Annotated in this window: 18 protein-coding genes; 8 read left to right on the forward strand and 10 right to left on the reverse strand. The window is 63.6% G+C overall.

Going from position 1 to position 19,046, the window contains the following annotated elements:
• Positions 1 to 669 (forward strand): DMT family transporter (locus VF497_RS12830; RefSeq protein WP_330889300.1); only part of this gene is annotated, 669 nt, incomplete at its 5' end.
• Here VF497_RS12830 and VF497_RS12835 read toward each other — a convergent pair.
• Together VF497_RS12835 and ubiA are read right to left on the reverse strand one after the other, a co-directional pair.
• A complete protein-coding gene (locus VF497_RS12835; RefSeq protein ID WP_330889302.1) occupies positions 650 to 1,606 on the reverse strand; it encodes a PhzF family phenazine biosynthesis protein in 957 nt (318 codons plus the stop codon). The genes VF497_RS12830 and VF497_RS12835 overlap by 20 nt on opposite strands.
• Before the next feature lie 12 nt (positions 1,607 to 1,618).
• Positions 1,619 to 2,740: a 4-hydroxybenzoate octaprenyltransferase gene (ubiA, locus tag VF497_RS12840; protein ID WP_330889303.1), complete on the reverse strand. Its 1,122-nt coding sequence runs from the start codon at positions 2,738 to 2,740 to the stop codon at positions 1,619 to 1,621.
• Positions 2,741 to 2,831: 91 nt separating this feature from the next.
• On the opposite strand from ubiA, the gene VF497_RS12845 reads away from it, so the two are divergent.
• The gene (locus VF497_RS12845) at positions 2,832 to 4,466 is read left to right on the forward strand and encodes an FMN-binding glutamate synthase family protein (protein WP_330889304.1); all 1,635 of its coding nucleotides are present in this window, start codon (positions 2,832 to 2,834) and stop codon (positions 4,464 to 4,466) included.
• A gap of 21 nt (positions 4,467 to 4,487) precedes the next feature.
• Positions 4,488 to 4,988: a hypothetical protein gene (locus VF497_RS12850; RefSeq protein WP_330889305.1), complete on the forward strand. Its 501-nt coding sequence runs from the start codon at positions 4,488 to 4,490 to the stop codon at positions 4,986 to 4,988.
• Positions 4,989 to 5,059: 71 nt separating this feature from the next.
• Here the strand turns inward: VF497_RS12850 and VF497_RS12855 are convergent, their stop codons facing one another.
• Positions 5,060 to 5,809 (reverse strand): type 1 glutamine amidotransferase, encoded by a 750-nt coding sequence (locus VF497_RS12855; protein ID WP_330889307.1) that lies wholly within the window; start codon positions 5,807 to 5,809, stop codon positions 5,060 to 5,062.
• Positions 5,810 to 5,870: 61 nt separating this feature from the next.
• Positions 5,871 to 6,695: a DUF481 domain-containing protein gene (locus tag VF497_RS12860; RefSeq protein WP_330889309.1), complete on the reverse strand. Its 825-nt coding sequence runs from the start codon at positions 6,693 to 6,695 to the stop codon at positions 5,871 to 5,873.
• Positions 6,696 to 6,980: 285 nt separating this feature from the next.
• Between VF497_RS12860 and VF497_RS12865 the strand changes: the two genes are divergently transcribed.
• The 4 genes from VF497_RS12865 (at position 6,981) to VF497_RS12880 (ending at position 10,074) form a co-directional block, all read left to right on the forward strand.
• Entirely contained in the window at positions 6,981 to 7,967 is a 987-nt protein-coding gene (locus tag VF497_RS12865) for a YafY family protein (protein ID WP_330889311.1), read from the forward strand.
• Positions 7,964 to 8,962, forward strand: coding sequence for a patatin-like phospholipase family protein (locus VF497_RS12870; protein ID WP_330889313.1), 999 nt, complete (start codon positions 7,964 to 7,966; stop codon positions 8,960 to 8,962). The genes VF497_RS12865 and VF497_RS12870 overlap by 4 nt, the downstream gene beginning before the upstream one ends.
• Before the next feature lie 129 nt (positions 8,963 to 9,091).
• Positions 9,092 to 9,403: a YXWGXW repeat-containing protein gene (locus VF497_RS12875; RefSeq protein WP_414706901.1), complete on the forward strand. Its 312-nt coding sequence runs from the start codon at positions 9,092 to 9,094 to the stop codon at positions 9,401 to 9,403.
• A 338-nt stretch (positions 9,404 to 9,741) separates the two neighbouring features.
• Positions 9,742 to 10,074, forward strand: a complete 333-nt coding sequence (locus VF497_RS12880) for a DUF1820 family protein (protein WP_330889317.1) — start codon at positions 9,742 to 9,744, stop codon at positions 10,072 to 10,074.
• Between the two features lie 37 nt (positions 10,075 to 10,111).
• On the opposite strand, the gene msrA is transcribed toward VF497_RS12880, so the two are convergent.
• The 6 genes from msrA to VF497_RS12910 all read right to left on the reverse strand — a co-directional run bounded on the left by msrA (position 10,112) and on the right by VF497_RS12910 (position 17,152).
• A complete protein-coding gene (gene msrA, locus VF497_RS12885; protein ID WP_330889320.1) occupies positions 10,112 to 10,690 on the reverse strand; it encodes a peptide-methionine (S)-S-oxide reductase MsrA in 579 nt (192 codons plus the stop codon).
• A gap of 195 nt (positions 10,691 to 10,885) precedes the next feature.
• Positions 10,886 to 12,679, reverse strand: a complete 1,794-nt coding sequence (locus VF497_RS12890; protein WP_330889322.1) for a peptide-N4-asparagine amidase — start codon at positions 12,677 to 12,679, stop codon at positions 10,886 to 10,888.
• 227 nt (positions 12,680 to 12,906) lie between these two features.
• On the reverse strand, positions 12,907 to 13,230 hold the full coding sequence (gene trxA / locus VF497_RS12895) for a thioredoxin (RefSeq protein ID WP_330889324.1): 324 nt from the start codon (positions 13,228 to 13,230) through the stop codon (positions 12,907 to 12,909).
• Between the two features lie 22 nt (positions 13,231 to 13,252).
• On the reverse strand, positions 13,253 to 14,095 hold the full coding sequence (locus VF497_RS12900; protein WP_330889326.1) for an NrdJb: 843 nt from the start codon (positions 14,093 to 14,095) through the stop codon (positions 13,253 to 13,255).
• Positions 14,096 to 14,205: 110 nt separating this feature from the next.
• Complete coding sequence (locus VF497_RS12905) at positions 14,206 to 14,829, reverse strand: hypothetical protein (protein ID WP_330889328.1); 624 nt, start codon at positions 14,827 to 14,829, stop codon at positions 14,206 to 14,208.
• A gap of 175 nt (positions 14,830 to 15,004) precedes the next feature.
• Complete coding sequence (locus VF497_RS12910) at positions 15,005 to 17,152, reverse strand: adenosylcobalamin-dependent ribonucleoside-diphosphate reductase (protein ID WP_330889330.1); 2,148 nt, start codon at positions 17,150 to 17,152, stop codon at positions 15,005 to 15,007.
• A gap of 660 nt (positions 17,153 to 17,812) precedes the next feature.
• Between VF497_RS12910 and VF497_RS12915 the strand changes: the two genes are divergently transcribed.
• On the forward strand, positions 17,813 to 19,046 hold a 1,234-nt coding region (locus VF497_RS12915; protein ID WP_330889332.1), incomplete at its 3' end, for a Do family serine endopeptidase.

Here is a 19,046-nt window from a genome sequence, read left to right on the forward strand (position 1 = left end):
GTGACCGGCGCGTTGTCGCTGGCACTGCAATTCGGTGCGCTGTACGTTGCCGTCGCGCTCGGCGTCAACGTCGGCATCGCCGCGCTCGTGATCGGCATGACCCCGATCGCGACCGCGCTGATCTCGCGCGCACTCGGCGAAGCGCTGTCGTCGCGTCAGTGGCTCGGTTTCGCATTCGGCGCCGCCGGCGTCGTGCTCGCTGTCGCCGACCGCATTGGTACGAACGACGCGCCATGGTTCGCCTACGCCCTGCTGCTGCTCGGCCTCGCCGGCATCGGCGCGGGCACGGTGTATCAGAAGCGTTTCGCGGTCGATGTCGATCCGCGCGCGGGGCTCGCGATCCAGCAGGCCAGCGCGACGGTGCTGCTGCTGCCGTTCGCGCTGCATGAGGGCTTGCGCTTCGACGCCTCGGCGGCATTCCTCGGCAGCCTCGGCTGGCTCGTCGTGGTCAATTCGCTGGCCGCGTTCGCACTGATGTTCGTGCTGCTGCGCCGTGGCGCGGCGAGCCGCGTGGCCGCGCTGTTCTTCCTTATGCCACCGGTCACTGCGATCATGAACTACTTCGTGCTCGGTGACGCGCTGACCCTTGCCAAGATGGCCGGCTTCGCCCTCGCCGCGTTCGGCGTCTGGCTGGCGACGCGCGAGACCGCTATGCGACGCGCGTCTTGATCGCACCTTCGATGATCGTGTGCGAGCGTCCGCCAACCCAGACGGTCGCATCGCCATCGGCGCGCGCATCGATGCTCACATCGATCGTCGCATCGTGGCCCATCTCGCGGCCCTGGCTGACGCGATAACCGCGCGCAAGTGTGCCTTGCGGCTCGCGCTGCGCGATGTACGCCGCGATCAATCCATTCGCCGCGCCCGAGGCCGGATCCTCGACGATGCCGACACCGGCGGGGAACGCGCGCACGACGACTTTATAGCCATTCTTCGCATCCGCAGCGCGCGCGACTGCATTTTTTTCTTCGCGCGCCGAGGCGCGCGCGAAGCAGCACAAGCCAAGGCTGTCGCCTGCACGCGCGAGCGCAAGGATCGCTGCATGATCGGGTTTCCATGCGCGCAGCGAGGCTTCATCCGCGAATTCGGCCACCCACCAGCGTCGCCCGCCCTCGACGAATGCCGGTGGCAACGCGCCGAGCCGCGTATCGCCGAGCACGGCGCGCAGCAGCGCATCGTCCGTTCCGCTGTGCAGCACACGTGCCGCCGGCGCCTGGACGTATAGACGTCTGGACGCCCCCTCGCCCTCGACGCGGATTGGCAACAGCCCCGCGCCACACTCCTGCAGCAATCCGCCGTCGTGCGGCACGACGCGACCGATTTCGAGTGCGGCGTGCGCGCTGCCTATGGTCGGATGGCCGGCGAACGGAATCTCCTTGACCGGCGTGAAGATGCGCAACCTGTAGCTCGCGCGCGCATCGCTCGGCGCGAGCACGAAGGTCGTCTCGACGAGGTTGATCCATGCGGCGAAGCGCTGCATGTCGGCATCGCTCCAGTCGTCCGCGCCGAAGACGACGCCGAGCGGATTGCCGCCGCCGGCGCGCTCGGCGAACACATCGATTTGCAGGAAGCGCAGGCCCGGAATATTGCGGTCGTTTTCAGTCATTTGTTTATGAAGTCACTTCATCGCCAGCGACACGGCGATGCCCGCCCACAGCGCCATGCCGACCCAATTGTTGTTGCGGAATGCAGCGAAGCACGCATCGCGATCGCGCCCGCGCATGATCCACATCTGCCACGCGAACAGGCCCGCGGCGACGGCGAGGCCGGCGAAATACGGCCAGTGCAGGTGGCCGCGCTGCGCGACCAGCGCCATCGCGAGCAGGAAGGTCGCCATGAGCACACCGAGGATGGTCAGGTCGGCGTCGCCGAACAGGATCGCGGTCGATTTCGCGCCGACGCGCAGGTCGTCGTCGCGATCGACCATCGCGTACTCGGTGTCGTAGATCGTCGAGAACAGCACGTTGGCGAGGAACAGCAGCCAGCACAGCGGCGGCGTCGAATTCGTCACCGCGGCGAACGCCATCGGAATCGACCAGCCGAACGCAGCGCCGAGATAAACCTGCGGCAGATGCGTGTAGCGCTTGGTGAACGGATAGGTCGCGGCGAGGAAAGCGCCGACGAAGGACAGTTCGATCGTCAGCCGGTTGGTGAACAGCACGAGCAGGAACGCGAGCGCGAGAAGCACGAAGAACACGGCCAGCGCCTCGCGCGGCGCGACCTTGCCGGCGGCGATCGGCCGTTCGCGCGTGCGCTTCACCTCGGGATCGAGCTTGCGATCGGCATAGTCGTTGATCACGCAACCGGCCGAGCGCATAAGGAACACGCCGAGCGTGAAAATCACGAGCGCAGCCCATGGCGGAAAATCGCCGGCGGCAAGCCACAGCGCCCACCAGGTCGGCCACAGCAGCAGCGCCGCGCCGATCGGCTTGTGCATGCGCGCGAGCTTGGCGTACTCGGCCAGGCGCTCGACGATGCCCGATCGATCGACACGCGCGTAAGCCTGCTTCTCGATCTTGACCCTGCCGGGCGGGCGCTTGACTGCGCCGACCGTCGGCACCGAAATCTGCGGCCGCGCGCTGAGATCGGCGCGCTTCGGCTTCGCCGTGGGCGTCGCGACCTTGGCCTTGTTCGCGCCGGCTTTGGCGACAGGCGCAGCGAACGGCAGCGAATCCTGTGCGTCGGGATTCGTGTTCGTACGCGGGCGGCGAGGTTTCTGCGGAGGGGGCTGCTGATCCATTGGGGCTAGTTTACGTCAGCCCCGCCGAAGCTCGCACTCGTCATCGCGGCGGGCGTATGCTCGCGCGGGTCGCCCTACGAGATGCAAGACCATGCTGCCCTCGCGCTATGTTCCTTTCGCCCTTTGTCTCGTCTTGTTCGCGCTTTCGCTCGCGATGCTATGGGACGGCCCGATCTGGCGCTCGACGACGGCGATCTTCGGCGTGCTGTCGCTGGTCGGCGTCCGTGATCTGCTGCAGACCCGGCATACGCTGGGGCGGAACTTTCCGATCACGAATCATTTCCGCACGTTCTTCGAATTCTTCCGCCCGATGATGCGTCAGTATGTGGTCGAGGCGGACACCGACGAAGTGCCGTTCTCGCATGCGCAGCGCTCCCTCGCCTACCAGCGCGCGAAGAACGTCGAGGACAAGCGCCCATTCGGCAGCGAGCTGAACCTGTATGCGACGCAGTACGAATGGATCAACCATTCGCTGGCGCCGAAAAAAATCGACAGCCACGACTTCCGCATCACGATCGGCGGTGCGCAGTGCGCGCAGCCGTATTCGGCCAGCGTGTTCAACATCTCGGCGATGAGCTTTGGTGCGCTCAGCGCGAACGCGATCCGCGCACTCAACGAGGGCGCCCGCCTCGGCGGCTTCTACCACGACACCGGCGAAGGCTCGATGTCGCGCTACCACCGCGAGATGGGCGGTGACATCTGCTGGGAAATCGGCTCGGGCTATTTCGGCTGCCGCAATGACGACGGCAGCTTCAGCCTCGACAAGTTCACCGAGAACGCGGTGAACCCGCAGGTGAAGTTGATCGAGATCAAGCTCTCGCAAGGCGCCAAGCCGGGACACGGCGGCGTGCTGCCGGCGGCCAAGGTCAGCGCCGAAATCGCCGAAGCGCGCGGCGTGCCGATGGGCGTCGACTGCGTTTCGCCGGCCGCGCACAGCGCGTTCTCGACGCCGCTCGGCCTGCTGCAATTCGTGGCGACGCTGCGCGAGAAATCCGGCGGCAAGCCGACCGGCTTCAAGCTCGCGCTCGGCCATCCCTGGGAATGGTTCGGCATCGCCAAGGCGATGCAGGAATCGGGAATTCTTCCCGACTTCATCGTCGTCGACGGCGGTGAAGGCGGCACCGGCGCGGCGCCGCTCGAATTCACCGACCATGTCGGCGTGCCGCTACGCGAGGCGCTGCTGCTGATCCACAACACGCTCGTCGGCCTCGACCTGCGCGACAAGATCAGCCTCGGCGCGAGCGGCAAGGTCATCACTGCATTCGACCTCGCGCGCACGCTCGCGCTCGGCGCCGACTGGTGCAACGCGGCGCGTGGCTTCATGTTCGCATTGGGATGTATTCAGTCGCAGAACTGCCACACCGACCGCTGCCCGACCGGCGTGGCGACGCAGGATCCGGGCCGCTGGAAAAAGCTCGACGTGCCGAACAAGGCCACGCGCGTGAAGAATTTCCATGACAACACGTTGCACGCGCTCAAGGAACTGATCGCTGCGGCCGGTCTTACCCATCCCGGCCAGCTCGGCCCCGAACACATCATCCGCCGCGTGTCCTCGACCGAAGTGCGCTCGCTTGCGGCACTCTATCAATACGTCGAACCCGGCGCGCTGCTGAACGGCGGCGTGCCGGCGCATGCCGTGTTCCAGTCGTTCTGGAAAGATGCGCGCTCGGACACGTTCGCCGCGCCGCGCGCGCTGGTGGATTTACAGCAAACTAAATCTCGATAAACCCCATAACTCTTGATCTCAATGAAGCGATTTCTTCCATTTGTCATCCTGCTCTCCTTGGCAGCTTGTGATCAAAAAATAGAGGCTTTTTCACCCGCTTTTGCAGACCGTTCAATTTCAGTTCTCAGCGCCTATCCAAATGCTGTGGCACCACCAAAAGTTGGAACCTACAGCGGCACCGTCAAATCTGGCGCCGGATACTTTTACGACGAAGTTCTTGAGTATCGGGTCTGGTTACATCCTGAGAACGGAGCCAAGCCACTCGCCGGTAACGAGGATTACTTCGCCGCTTTTGCTCAGTACGAGCCAGCCCTAAAGTTTTCTCAAGCAACTCTTGGGGCGGAGTTGCCTCTCGCCTTGGTCCGTCAAATCGAGTCAATCAATGAACCAAACCCAGGCACGTTTGAATGGACTAAGGAAGAACGCATTACGGAATGGAAAGTTGAATGGCTACACGACAGCCATCGTGAATCTGACAGTATTCCGAAGTTTCTGTCGGAGCATTCCGCTACAAAGAAATAGCCCAGCGCTTCATCCCAGCGCGCTGGATGTAATGAGCAAAACCGAATTTCAACCTGCAACCGCCTTTTTCACTACGCGCCGGAGGCCAAGCTTCGTCGCCGCGCCGGCGTGCCGATCAGGTCGAGAAAGTTGTTGAACACTGCATACGCGCGTTCCTGCATCGCCTCGATGCGGGCGAAGGTGTCGGCGCGGATCGAGTCGGCGTCGCGACCGAGTCCGGCAGCGATCAATTCGTCGCGGTAGCTCGGCAGGTTGAGCCAGCGCTCGATCAACGGCTTGTCCATTTCCAGATGAAACTGGAAGCCGTAGGCATTGTCGCCGTGGCGGAAGGCCTGGTTCTCGCAGGTGCCGGTGCGCGCGAGGTGCGTGGCGCCAGCGGGCAGCGAAAACGTGTAGCCGTGCCATTGGAAGATCGGCGCGATGTCGCCGAGCGAACCGAAGACGGGATCGCTGCGGCCCTCGGCAGTCGTCGCGAGATCGTACCAGCCGATTTCGCTCGTCGAATTTCGCCGCACTTCGCCGCCGAGCGCATGCGCGAGCAGCTGCGCGCCGAGACAGATGCCGAGCACGGGCTTGCCCTGCGCGAGCGCCTCGCGAATCACCTCGAGCTCGGTTTGCAGGTGCGGACGCGCCTCGCGATCCTCGACGTTCATCGGTCCGCCGAGCACGATCAGGCCCTTGTAGCGGTCGAGTCGCGGCCTGGCGTCGGGCTGGCGCTCGAAGTTGACGAACTTGACCCGGTGCCCGCGCCGCCGGATCAGCGGATCGAGCGTGCCGAGCGGTTCGGCGGCAACGTGCTGGAAGACCAGGATGCGGGACATGTCTGCAAAAAAAACGGGCTCGCGAGAGCCCGTTTTTACTTCAATCGACGCGTGCTGTCGATCAGAAGCCGTAGACGAGGTTGGTCGTCAGCAGCTGGTCGGTCTTGTGCGTGTAGCCCGAGAGCGCCGGGATGTCCGTATTGTGGCGGACCTGGTAGCCGGCCTTGAGCGCGAGCTTGTCGCTCATCTTCACCTGCAGGCCGAGATCGTTCTGGAAGTAGGTGTTGGTGCTGCCTGCTTCGACGAGGAAGGTGTCGACCAGCGAGGTCGTCTCGTTGAAGTTGTGCTTGTAGTTGACCAGGCCGCGCGCGACGACGTAGCTGTCCGAATCGGCCTTGAAGTAGACCGGCGGGTTGACGCTGTAGTCGGTCACGCCCTTCGGCTGCTGCACCTTGTAACCCGGGCCGACTTCGAACGAGAGTTCATCGGCCGAGTTCTTGAGCAACTGGTAGCCGTAGCCGATCGACGCGGTGTACTGGTACTGGTACGGTGAGAACGCATCGTGCTCATAGCGCAGTGCGCCGACGATGTAGCTGCGGTCGTCGAACTTGTAGCCGGCCGAGGCGCCCGCGTTGTAGCGGTTCGCGGTCAGGTCGTACTTGCTCGTGTTCTCGATCACCGGGTTGCCGGCGGAGTCGCGGCCGATCGTCGACGAGGTGACGTTGGCCTTGTTGCGCTGCGCTTCGAGGAAGAAATCGTACTTCCACAGATCGTCTTCCTTCTTCAACGTCAGCTTGGCGTTGAGGTTCTGCGACTTGGCGTTGCCGCTGGCGAGGGCGAGACCGGCTTCGCCGCTGCCGTGCCAGTTGCCGTCGTTCGTATCGGCGGCATGCGCGGCGAACGGGAGGGCCAGCGCGAGCGCGCAGGCGAGAATGGTCTTGTTCATCGTGGATCTCCTTGTTGGTTCTGTGATCGGGGCCGAAAAGGGGGCGCATTATGTCCCACGATTCCGCTGTCGAACCCGTGTCAGCTTCCGTTCATTCAGGTATACATCAGGAAAACGTTAATTTGTATTTTTTGGGATAAGTATACAATATATATTTGTATCTTTTTCTTGAAATCATTGCATGTACGAACGCAAGCGAGTCGCCCAGATGAGTACGGCGATGTGCCCTGCGCCAAGGCGAAGCCTCTCGTACCGGGCATCCGCGAGTTCGCGTACCATAACCACATGGACCGCTACGAACGCATTCTGACCCTGCACCGCATCCTCAAATCGGCGCGTCGGCCGGTGCCGCTGGCGCGCCTGCTCGACGAGCTCGAATGCTCGCGCGCGACGGCGTATCGCGACATCGCCTTCCTGCGCGACGCGCTCGGTGCGCCGATCGAGAGCGACGGCGAGAACGCCGCCTACAGCTACGCGGTCGAGGAAGGCGAGCGCTTCGAACTGCCCGGCCTGTGGCTGACCAGCGAGGAACTGCAGGCGCTGCTCGCGCTCAATGAGCTGATCGGCCGCACCGGACCCGGCGTGCTCGCCTCGGCGCTCGCGCCGTTCCGTTCGCGCATCGACAAGCTGCTGACGAACCAGGCCGACGGCGCCGTGCGCAAGGCGCCGCTCGAGCGCATCCGCGTGATCGGCTACGGCACGCGCAAGGTCGACGAGGCGACGTTCCGCCATGTCGCCAGCGCCGTGCTCGAACGCAAGCGCCTGAAGTTCGGCTACCGCGCACGCTCGACCGATCAGGCGACCGCGCGCTCGGTCTCACCGCAACGCCTCACCCACTACCGCGACAACTGGTATCTCGATGCCTGGGATGAAAGCCGCGACGGCCTACGCAGCTTCGCCGTCGATCGCATCAAGGACGCGCAGGTGCTCGACGCGGCCGCGACCGATCGCGACGACGACGAACTGAACAAGCATCTCGCCTCGAGCTACGGCATCTTCTCCGGCGCGCCGAAGAACTGGGCGACCGTGCGCTTCTCCGCCCATGCCGCGCGCTGGGTTGCCGACGAGCACTGGCATTCGCAGCAGCAGGGGAACTGGCTCAATGACGGCCGCTACGAATTGAAATTGCCGTACAGCAATTCCAAGGAACTGCTGATGGACGTGCTCAAGTACGGCCCCGACGCCGAAGTCGTCGCGCCGCTCTCGCTACGCGAGGAAATGAAGATCCTGCTGCAGCTGACGATCGGCGGCTACGCCGGAGCGTCCGCGTGAACACGGTGCGCGGGGCCGCGACGGTTTCGCTCGTGCTCGGCTCGGGCGGCGCGCGCGGCTACGCGCACATCGGCGCGATCGAGGAACTGCGCGCGCACGGTTTCGACATCCGCAGCATCGCCGGTTGCTCGATGGGTGCACTGGTCGGCGGCATCTACGCCGCGGGCAAGCTCGACGAATATCGCGACTGGTCGCGCACCTTGCAGCGCCTCGACGTGCTGCGCCTGCTCGACTGGACGCTGTCCGGTGGCGGCTTCATCAAGGGCGATCGCGTCATCGGCCAGATCAGGAACCTGATCGGCGAGGTGCGTATCGAGGAACTGCCGATCAGCTACACCGCGGTCGCCACCGATCTCTACGCGCAGCGCGAGGTGTGGTTCTCGCGCGGGCCGCTGTTCGATGCAATCCGCGCCTCGATCTCGATCCCGACCGTGTTCCGCCCGCACCACTACGAGGGCCGCACGCTCGTCGACGGCGGCCTGCTCAATCCGGTGCCGGTCACGCCGACCTTGCGCGATCTCACCGACTGCACGATCGCGATTGACGTCAACGGCCCCGACGAGGACCCCGGCGGCCGGCCCGACACGACCGCGGGCGATGCGACGTTCGGCGACATGGACGAGGCGCTGGCCGCGAACGAGCACGTCGAGGCGATGCCTGCGCAGGCGAACGATGCCGGCGGCGCATTGACGACGTCGCGGCGCAAGATTGCCAATTTCATCGACGGCCTGATCGAAAAGCGCGAGAAACGACATGCCGAGCGCGCGGCCGATCCGGGCGCACTCGAACTGTTCGCACGCACGCTCGACGTGGTGCAGCAGACGGTGACGCGCTACAAGCTCGCCGCGCAGCCGCCCGATCTGATCGTGCGTGTGCCGCGCAATGTCTGCGCGTTCTACGAGTTCCATCGTGCCGACGAATTGATCGAACTCGGCCGCCAGTGCACGCGCGAGGCGCTCAAGCACTGGCAGGTGCCGGCGCGGCACCGGTCCTGAAGCAACCGTTTCTGAATGCCGCGGCGCGGTTCAGGTCAACGTTCGCGTTGCCCGCGCATTATCGGTAGCCGAAGCCGCCGAAACATTTGCGGTTTCCAACCCTGGTTCCGATCGAGAGGAGTGATCGAAATGCGAATGCACACCGCCATTCTTGCCACCGCCCTCGCCGCCGGTGCGGCGCTAGCGCTGGTACCGCCCAGCGCCGAGGCGCGCGTCTACGTCGATATCGCCGTCGCCCCGCCGCCGCCACGCGTCGTGGTCGTTCCGCCGCCGCGCGTGGGCTATGTCTGGGCGCCGGGCTACTGGTACTGGAGCGGTCGTCGCCACGTCTGGCGTGACGGCTACTGGATGCGCGAACGTCGCGGCTATCACTGGGTCGGCCCGGCTTGGGAGCCGCGCGGTCCGCGCTGGCATTATGCGCCGGGCTACTGGGCGCGCTGAGCCGCTGGTGCCAGTCACCACCACCGGCACTGCCGGCACCGCAATAAAAACGGCCCGCTGGGGAGAGCGGGCCGTTAGGGGTCGCAATGCAGAGGCCGGGGGTAGCGGCCTGGGGAGTCCTGCATCACGGAAGCGACGATAGCCCGGGCAAGCTTACAAAAGCCTGACGATCACGTAAGGGTTGCGCGAATTCCGGCAATTCCCTGCCTTTCCGCTACGTTCGTTTTCTGTCACCTCAAGGTTCGCTCCGGCGTGCCCTCCGACGCTTCCACACAGACGGACAAGCGGGATCCCGCGCCGACCAATCGCATCCGCGCCCGTCATGCGAGAATGCGCGCATGAAGAGCAACAAGAAACTGTTCAAGGTCACCTTCCTGAGCCAGGGCAAGACACTGGAGCTCTATGCGCGCCATGTCGCCTCGAGCGCGCTGTGGGGCTTCACCGAGGTTGGCGACATCGTTTTCGACCAGCAGGAAGCCATGGTGATCGATCCGACCGAGGAGCGCCTGCGCGAGGAATTCGGCAATACGCGCGTGTTGCACCTGCCGATCCAGTGCATCGTGCGCGTGGAGGAGGTGCAGAAACGCGAGCCGCTGGTGATCCGCGACGCGGCCAGCGGCGAGAAGGTGGTGACGCCGTTTCCGATGGTGCCGCCGCTGCGCAAGCCTTAGGTGCGAGCGCACGCCGCGATCGACCCCGGCATCGCCGCTACTTCAGAAAATCGTGGAATTTCTTGCGGAACTTGGCCACCTTCGGCGCGACGACGAGCTGGCAATACGGCTGCTCGCCGTGCAGCTTGAAGTATTCCTGGTGGTAGTTCTCGGCCTTGTAGAACACCGTGAACGGCTTGACCTCGGTCACGATGGTGCCATTCCACTCGTGACTGTCGGCGGTCTCCTTGATCGCCTTCTCGATCGCCGCCTTCTGCGCGTCGTTGCGATAGAACGCCACCGAGCGGTACTGCGTGCCGACATCATTGCCCTGGCGGTTCAGCGTGGTCGGATCATGGATCGTGAAATACGCGTGCAGGATCGTGTCCAGTGTCACCACGTTCGGGTCGAACGTGATCTGCACGACTTCGGCGTGGCCGGTGTTGCCGTCGGACACCTGCGCGTAGGTCGGATTGGCGAGATGGCCGCCGGCATAGCCGGATTCCACTTTGGTCACGCCTTTCAGCTCGGTGAACACGGCTTCGAGGCACCAGAAACAGCCGCCGCCGAGCGTGATCGTATCGGTGGCCGAGGAAGACGGCGCGGCATTCGCGCCAGCCGCGAAAAGAGTCGACATGAGAAGCCCCAGAACGGTGAGGAATCGGTAGAAGTAGAACATGTGGAAATCCAATTGACTCGGTCTGTCCAATAGACGCAGCGAACTGGGCAAACCTTACAGCCGGGATTTCACGCTCCCACGATATGGTGCCCGCTCGGGCGCAGCGCAAGCGCAGCCCGGACAGGCGCGAGCCTGTCCGGGCGCAACGAAGGATCAAGGCAGCAGCTTCACCGTAACGCCCCATGCATCGGAGACGAACTTGGCGAACTGGTCGTGCCAGCCGAGCTGGTTCTGGCCACCCGGACAGCCGGTGCCGTCGGTCACGGCGGTCAGCAGGCGATCCTGCGCTTCGATCTTGCGGCTGTAGCAGGCCCCGAACGGGTCGGCGTAGGTGTAGCTCTGTGAGGCCGTCGCCGGCGTGCTGACCAGCGCGCCGCTGGCGGCGTAGTTGCGCGTGACCGTGGTGACGACGTGGTTGTCGCGCGTCGCGGTCTTGACCGCATTGCCGCCCACGCCCGCGTCGACCCGCTGCTGGAATTCCTGATCGACGAAGCTGTGCAATGTCGCCGAGCCGTCGTCGGCCGTGATGTAGTCGTAGTCGAACGTCAGCGGATAGCTACGCACTTCGTGCAGCGTTTGCGTGCCGCCCTTGCCTTTGCCGTTGCCCTGCGTGCGCGTGGTCAGCGTATCGATATCGGTGCGCTGCACGGCGTCTTGCTGGTAGACGGTATTCGAGGTCGCCAGCTGCTGCACGCTCGAGAACGCGATCTTCGAATCGATCTGCGTGGTCACCGCACCGTGCGAGGTGTTCGCCGTGCCGGTGATCGTGTAACTGCGATTGGACGTCACCGAGACCGAACCGGAAGCCGAGCCGTCCAGTGCGCTGGTGACATTCTCGACGACGTTGACGACCGGCGTGGCGCTCAGCGTATTCGTGGTCACGCTGCCGCTGACCATGCTCGAACCCGCATCGAGGTACAGCAGCAGATTCGCCGCGGTGGCGAAGTAGTTGGCCGCGTTGTAGACGCTGATCGCCACCGTGTGCGCGCTGCCGTCGCCGAGCACGCCGACGAACGGCGTCAGGTCGAGACGGTAAGGTTCGAACGAGAGCGTCTGCACACCGGGAATCGGACGCCACAGAATTGGATCGGCGCCGCCGGTGTAGACCCACGGATAAATCGGCGAGATGCCCGCGGGCTGGCCATCGATCGTGACGAGCGCTTCCTTGAACGCGGTGCTGCCGGTGTCCTGGAACAGCGGCGCGATGTCGTCCGGCAGGTCGAAGTACCAGAACTCGTCGGCGCTCTGGCTCTGCGTGAAGACGTCGAGATAGGCGCGCTCGATGTTCTTCGGCAGTGCGCTGAACGAGGCCGAGAGCTGGTCGCTCGGCTGCGCGAGCGAGGCAATGCCGCCGTTCTGGTTCAGCGACAGCACCTGGTCGGGCCGTTTGCCGGAGTTGCCGTTGCCGCCCGAATAGAAATACAGCGTCGCCGTGCCGGTGATGATGCCGTCGTAGACCACACCGTTGTACGTGCCGACGAAGTTGCCGAGTTCGGCATAACCGCTCTGCGCCTGCGCCAGCAATGCGCTATAGTCGGTCAGATCGCGTTCGACGTGCCAGGACGTAGTGCCTCCGCCCGGAATCGAGGGCTCCTGCGTGGTGCCGAAGTAAATGACGCTGTTGCCGAGCCAGATTCTCGCGGTGCGATCGTACTGGCGCGTGCCGGTGATGCTGAAGTCCACCGCGAGCACGACTTTTTCCCACGGCCCCGCGCAACCCGTGGCGGGCGTGTAATCGAACGGCTTGTTGTTGAAATCGGCGAACTGCTGGCCGGTGAACAGCGTGACCGTGCACGGCGTGGTCGGCGGTCGCGGAACAAGCGGATCGGCGGTGGCCACATTCCTCGACCCGACGGTCAAGGCCTGCGCCTGAGCCCAGGTCGGCCCGGCGAGTGACACGAGTAATGCGGCGGAAAGAAGAATCCGCGAACGATAGAGAGAAAACATGATGCCCCCACGGCGACGGTTTGCCCCTGCGCGGAAGGGTGTAACAGACGGAATCATAAATTTTCGTAAATTAGATCGATGCAAAGCAGCAAAAAAGCGGCCTGCAGCGGGGTCATGAAACAGTGTTTCATGACATTCGGAGATTGCTGCGGTGTGCCAGCCGCCGGGGCCGGCCGGCGGGTATCGGGCAAGCGCTTGCGGGAGAAATGCGGCGAAACGGGCGGCGGTTACAGCGCCCGTTCCACCATCTGCACGAGCTGCGATTTCGACACGGCGCCGATCTGCGTCGCCGCGACCACGCCGTTCTTAAACAGCATCAGCGTCGGCGCCGACCGCACGCGCCAGGCAATCGCGGTGCGCTGATTCTCGTCAATGTTGACCTTCACGACTTTGACCTTGCCCGCATAGTCGTGGGCGACGCCTTCGAGCATCGGCGCAATCATTTTGCATGGTGCGCACCACTCGCCCCAGAAGTCGACGAGCACGGGCGTGGCGGACTGCAACACCTGGGTTGCGAAATCCGCATCGGTGGCAAGGTTGACGGCGCTCATGACGATGCGCCGGCGCTACGGCTCAACCACACTTCGAGTAACCGCAGTTGAGGCAGGTCTGGCAGCCGTCCATGAGGATCATGGCGGCGGTGTTGCACTTGTTGCACATCGTCGCGCCGGGTGGGAACCCGCTCGCGGCAGGTTCGGCGAATTCGACTTCGCCAGCCTTACGCGCGGACTCGCCACCGACCCCGGCGAGATCGGTGCTCAGGTCCTGCGGCGCGGATTTGGTTTCGGCCTTGGCTGGCGCGGCTACGTCAGACTTTTTTTTTGCGTCCTTGCCGGCCGCGCGCGCCTCGTAGGCGGCACGCTTTTCGGCGATCAGGCGGCGCTGCTCGGGATCGAGCTCGGGATCGTGCAGCAGGCCGATCATCTTTAGGTGCTGCTCGACGATCGCGCCGAGCTCGGCCACGATCGAGGGCATGTAGACGCCGCCGGCCTTGAAGTAACCGCCGCGCGGATCGAAAACCGCTTTCAATTCGTCGACGAGGAAGGTGATGTCGCCGCCCTTGCGGAACACCGCCGACATGATGCGGGTCAGCGCCACGATCCACTGGAAGTGGTCCATGTTCTTCGAGTTGATGAAGATCTCGAACGGACGGCGCAGCTCGTGCTCGGTGTCCTGGTTGAGCACGATGTCGTTGATCGTCACGTACAGCGCGTGCTCGAACAACGGCGATTTGATCTTGTAGGTCGCGCCGATCAGCGTGTCCGGACGCTCGACCTTCTCGTGCATCTGGATCACTTCGGCCTTGGGCGGCACTTCGATCGCGTCGCGCGGATCGGGGCCGACGGTGGGGATATTGCCGTCGTCGGGCTTGCCGACGCTGTAGCCTTTTATTTTTTTCGAGATCTTGATTGACATGATGTTGTGCGGTTGTGCGCTCGTCCGTGAACGCGGGAATCACGAGCAGCCGTCCCTGGCCGCACTTTTCAACGACAGCAACGATGCAGGGCACCGCTGCTGCGGGATGGTTACTTCTTCTTCGCAGCCTTCTTCGCCTTGGCGGCGACTTCGGCCTTGGACTTGCGCTTCATGTCCATGTTGTGCGCGCGCTTGTAGCTCTGGATGTCCTTGAAGTGGCCTTTGGCATCGCGCACTGCGTAGAGCTTCTTGCCCTTGCTCGAGTACAGCACCGTGCGGCGGGCCTTCTTCTTCGCGGCTTTCTTGACCGCTTTCTTGGCTACTTTCTTGGCTACTTTCTTCGCGGCTTTCTTCGGCGCGGCTTTCTTTGCGACCTTCTTCGCCGCTTTCTTCGGAGCAGCCTTCTTGGCAGCTTTCTTTGCCGCTTTCTTGGCGGCTTTCTTCGGCGCGGCTTTCTTCGCGACCTTCTTCGCCGCGGCCTTGACCGTCTTCACCGCTGCCGCCGCCTTCTTCGCCACGGCCTTCTTCACTGCCGCGGCTTTCTTCACCACCGCGTCCTTCGCCGCGACCGCGGTATTGCCTGCCGCCGCCGCAGTGTTGACCACAGCGGTCTTCACCTCTGCCACGACCACGCCAGTGCGCTCGACGGCAGCCTGGCCGACTTCCTGCGCTTTCTCTACGACGGCTTCGACCGCATTGCTCGCGGCTTCGCCTATGGACTCAACGCTCTGCATAAATCCCTCCGGTTACGTAAGCACTAGACCCAAAGTTTTCCACCGCAACAACGCCGAACGACAGGATCGGATTCGGTCGTGCGAATTTACCCTTTGCGCGCCGCGGTGCAAGTGCTTTTTTCGCTGGAAGACGCCTCGGAATCCGCCGTAGCCGTTCAAGGCACGTCGGCCAAACTCAGAACTTGCCGTAGTAGCCCTCTTTGAGCGCATCGAACAGGTTGGCGGCGGTATGCGTCTCGCCGTCGTATTCGATCTCTTCGTTGCCCTTGACCTCGACCACGCTGCCATCCTCGAGCTCGAAGCGGTACAGCGTGTTTTCCAGGTCCGACTCCTTGACCAGCACACCCTGGAATGCAGCGGGGTTGAAGCGGAATGTGGTGCAGCCCTTCAGGCCCTGCTTGTGCGCGTAGCGGTAGATGTCCTTGAAGTCCTCGTAGGGATAATCCGTCGGCACGTTCGCGGTCTTCGAGATCGACGAATCGACCCACTTCTGCGCGGCGGCCTGGATGTCGACATGCTCGGTCGGCGTCACCTGGTCCGCGGCGATGAAGTAGTCCGGCAGCTTGGCCTCGGCGTCGTCGGTGAACGGCATCGCCTTGGCGTTGATCAGTTCGCGGTAGGCGAGCAGTTCGTAGCTGAACACCTCGACCTTTTCCTTGCTCTTCTTGCCTTCGCGGATCACGTTGCGGCTGTAGTGATGCGCAAACGAGGGCTCGATGCCGTTCGAGGCGTTGTTCGCCAGCGACAGCGAGATCGTGCCGGTCGGCGCGATCGAGGAATGGTGGGTGAAGCGCGCGCCGACCTCGGCCAGCTCGTTGACCAGTTCCGGCGCGGCTTCGGCCACGCGCTGCATGTAGCGGCTGTACTTCGCGTGCAGCACGCGACCTAGGATCTTGTCGCCGGCCTTGTAGCCGTCGCGCAGCATCTCCGGACGCTCGCGCAGCATCTTCGCCGTGACCTCGAATTCCTGGGTCATGATCGGGGCCGGACCCTTTTCCTTCGCGAGCGAGGCCGCGACTTCCCAACCGGCAATCGCCATGTCGCGCGCGATCTGCTCGGTGAACTCGCACGACTCCGGCGAGCCGTACTTCATCTTCAGCATCGTGATCGTCGAGCCGAGACCAAGGAAGCCCATGCCATGGCGGCGCTTGGACAGGATCTCGTTGCGCTGCTGCTCCAGCGGCAGGCCGTTGATCTCGACCACGTTGTCGAGCATGCGCGTGAACACGCGCACGACTTCCTTGTACTCGTCCCAGTCGAAACGCGCCTTCGGCCCGAACGGATCGCGCACGAACGTCGTCAGATTGATCGAGCCGAGCAGGCAGGAACCGTACGGCGGCAGCGGCTGCTCGCCGCAGGGATTGGTCGCGCGGATGTTCTCGCACCACCAGTTGTTGTTCATCTCGTTGACGCGATCGATCAGGATGAAGCCCGGCTCGGCGTAGTCGTACGTCGAGGTCATGATCATGTCCCACAGGTGCTTGGCGCGGATGTGGCCGTACACCTTGCAGGCAACGAGGCCGTCGTCGCGCGTCACGTAGTTCTTCGTCGTCGGCCAGTCGCGCCAGATTACCTTGGCCGGATCGGCAAGATCGATCTCGTCCTTTTCCTTGATGTTGACCGGGAACACCAGCGGCCAGTCGGCGTCGTTCTCGACCGCCTGCATGAAGCCGTCGGTGATCAGCAGCGACAGATTGAACTGGCGCAGGCGGCCGTCCTCGCGTTTGGCGCGGACGAAGTCCTTGACGTCGGGATGACCGATCTCGAACGTGCCCATCTGCGCGCCGCGCCTTCCGCCGGCAGACGACACGGTGAAACACATCTTGTCGTAGATATCCATGAACGACATCGGCCCGGACGTATATGCCCCTGCGCCCGACACATAGGCGCCGCGCGGACGCAGCGTCGAGAATTCATAGCCGATGCCGCAGCCGGCCTTCAGGGTCAGGCCCGCCTCGTGGACCTTCTCGAGGATGCCGTCCATCGAGTCCTCGATCGTGCCCGAGACGGTGCAGTTGATCGTGGACGTGGCCGGCTTGTGCTCGAGCGCGCCGGCGTTGGACGTCACGCGTCCGGCCGGGATCGCGCCGCGGCGCAGTGCCCAGAGGAAACGCTCGTACCAGTATTTCTGCTTTTCCGGCGTGGCCTCGGGCTCGGCCAGGGCGCGTGCGACGCGCTGGTAGGTGCCGTCGATGCTCACGTCGACCGCCTCGCCCTGCTTGGACTTCAGGCGGTATTTCTTATCCCAGATGTCGTAGGAAGCCGGTTGCAGCGGGATCGTCGCTTCACCACGATCCAAGGCTTCAACTCGTACGGTACTCATCGTTGGATTCTCTCCCGGCTTGTTATGGTAACGGCATCCTGCACGGCGGCGACTGGTCCAAACTTATTGACTCCACCACCGCGCTTTCGTTGCCCGTTCTTCTGCCCGGATCGCGTCCATCCGGGACTTTTCCGATTCGTTGAATCGGGGCCGTCCGTGGCCCAAGAAAACCCTGAACTCATTCAGGATTTCAGGGGAAAACTTCCCCTAAGGCGCCCTTTCCGGTCTTCCCGGCCTTGGCACTCCTGATTTGCTTTTCGAATTGTCGCGTCTGTTGCCCCGTCCAGCGCTTGGAGGCGCTGTCTTGCACTTTTGTTACCTTCGCCTCGAACCCAAGCTCTTGGGGATACTTTGCAGCAAAGTACACAAGATGTTGTGGGTTGTGAGACGGATGCAACCGTACGCCTCCCAAATTTGCTTGTCAAAGGATTTTTTTAATCCCGGATAATCAACAGCTTATAACGTTCAATTGTGACAGAACATGAGCAGGCGCTTGCCTGCCCTGAAAACCGCGCCAGAATGCGGTTTCTGCCAACTGCTTCGCTGTTGAAACCGCGAACCGGCGGCCGGAATTGTGGTCTGTCAGCCCATCCTGTCGCCGAAAAAATCGGCCCGAGGACAACGATTCGACTCGCTTCGCGATCACAGACAATTGCAAAGATGAAGGACTCCATGCGCCATTTCCCACGTTCCGACCGCCACTTCCCGCGCCGACCCAAAACGCTCGTTTCCCTGCTCGCTCTCGCACTCGTCGGGCTGTGCGGCATTCCGGTCAGTCACGCCGCACTGCCCGTCGCGGTCGATGGCCAGGCGTTGCCTTCGCTCGCGCCGATGCTCGAGCGCGTCGTGCCCGCCGTGGTCAACATCAATTCGAAGACGCATGTGCGGGTCAACAACCCGTTCATGAGCGATCCGTTCTTCCGCCAGTTCTTCGGCATGCAGAACATGCCGCGCGAGCGCGTCGAACAGTCGCTCGGTTCAGGCGTGATCATCGACGCCGGCAAAGGTTACGTGCTGACCAACAACCACGTCATCGACGGCGCCGATGACATTTCCGTGACCCTGCACGACGGACGCACGCTCAAGGCCAAGCTGATCGGCAACGACCCCGATACCGACGTGGCCGTGGTCCAGATCCCGGCCGAGAACCTCGTCGCGTTGCCGCTCGCCGACTCGGGCAAGCTGCGCATCGGCGACTTCGTCGTCGCCATCGGCAACCCGTTCGGCGTCGGCCAGACGGCGACCTCGGGCATCGTCTCGGGACTCAACCGCAGCGGCCTGCACGGTCTGGGCATCCAGAACTTCATCCAGACCGATGCCTCGATCAATCCCGGCAACTCGGGCGGCGCGCTGGTCAACTTGCGCGGTGAACTGGTCGGCATCAACTCTGCGATCTATTCGCCGTCGGGCGGCAACGTCGGCATCGGCTTCGCGATTCCGTCCAACCTTGCCAGCAACGTGATGGGCCAGCTCATCGCCACCGGCAGCGTGCGCCACGGCTCGCTCGGCGCGCAGGCGCAGAGCCTCAATCCCGAGATCGCGCGCGCGCTCGGCATCAAGGAAGACCAGCAGGGCGCGGTGGTCACCCAGGTGCGCGCGGGCTCGCCCGCCGCGAACGCCGGCCTGCAGGAAGGCGACGTGATCATCGCCGCGAACGGCCGCGCGGTGCAGAACGAGGGCGATCTCTACAATGCCCAGGGCCTCGCCGAGATCGGCTCGACGGTCGAGCTGAAGCTGTTGCGCGAAGGCAAGCCGATCAGCGTGAGCGCGCGCATCGAAGCTGAGAGCGTGGCAAAAACCGATGGCGCCAAACTCGACCCGCGCCTGGCTGGCGCAAGCCTCGCCGACCTCAACGACCGCGCGCGCTCCGATGGACGCAGCGGCGTCAGCGTCA

Source organism: Rudaea sp. (genome assembly GCF_036383415.1).
Lineage (GTDB): Bacteria > Pseudomonadota > Gammaproteobacteria > Xanthomonadales > Rhodanobacteraceae > Rudaea.

Excerpts from the sequence above, each read along its gene's own strand:
- VF497_RS12905 (WP_330889328.1), bottom strand. The coding sequence starts at position 14,829 with ATGCAGAGCGTTGAGTCCATAGGCGAAGCCGCGAGCAATGCGGTCGAA.
- trxA (WP_330889324.1), bottom strand. The coding sequence starts at position 13,230 with ATGAGCGCCGTCAACCTTGCCACCGATGCGGATTTCGCAACCCAGGTG.
- VF497_RS12880 (WP_330889317.1), top strand. The coding sequence starts at position 9,742 with ATGAAGAGCAACAAGAAACTGTTCAAGGTCACCTTCCTGAGCCAGGGC.
- VF497_RS12875 (WP_414706901.1), top strand. The coding sequence starts at position 9,092 with ATGCGAATGCACACCGCCATTCTTGCCACCGCCCTCGCCGCCGGTGCG.
- ubiA (WP_330889303.1), bottom strand. The coding sequence starts at position 2,740 with ATGGATCAGCAGCCCCCTCCGCAGAAACCTCGCCGCCCGCGTACGAAC.
- VF497_RS12900 (WP_330889326.1), bottom strand. The coding sequence starts at position 14,095 with ATGTCAATCAAGATCTCGAAAAAAATAAAAGGCTACAGCGTCGGCAAG.
- VF497_RS12835 (WP_330889302.1), bottom strand. The coding sequence starts at position 1,606 with ATGACTGAAAACGACCGCAATATTCCGGGCCTGCGCTTCCTGCAAATC.
- VF497_RS12860 (WP_330889309.1), bottom strand. The coding sequence starts at position 6,695 with ATGAACAAGACCATTCTCGCCTGCGCGCTCGCGCTGGCCCTCCCGTTC.
- VF497_RS12845 (WP_330889304.1), top strand. The coding sequence starts at position 2,832 with ATGCTGCCCTCGCGCTATGTTCCTTTCGCCCTTTGTCTCGTCTTGTTC.
- VF497_RS12850 (WP_330889305.1), top strand. The coding sequence starts at position 4,488 with ATGAAGCGATTTCTTCCATTTGTCATCCTGCTCTCCTTGGCAGCTTGT.
- VF497_RS12855 (WP_330889307.1), bottom strand. The coding sequence starts at position 5,809 with ATGTCCCGCATCCTGGTCTTCCAGCACGTTGCCGCCGAACCGCTCGGC.
- VF497_RS12865 (WP_330889311.1), top strand. The coding sequence starts at position 6,981 with ATGGACCGCTACGAACGCATTCTGACCCTGCACCGCATCCTCAAATCG.
- VF497_RS12890 (WP_330889322.1), bottom strand. The coding sequence starts at position 12,679 with ATGTTTTCTCTCTATCGTTCGCGGATTCTTCTTTCCGCCGCATTACTC.
- msrA (WP_330889320.1), bottom strand. The coding sequence starts at position 10,690 with ATGTCGACTCTTTTCGCGGCTGGCGCGAATGCCGCGCCGTCTTCCTCG.
- VF497_RS12910 (WP_330889330.1), bottom strand. The coding sequence starts at position 17,152 with ATGAGTACCGTACGAGTTGAAGCCTTGGATCGTGGTGAAGCGACGATC.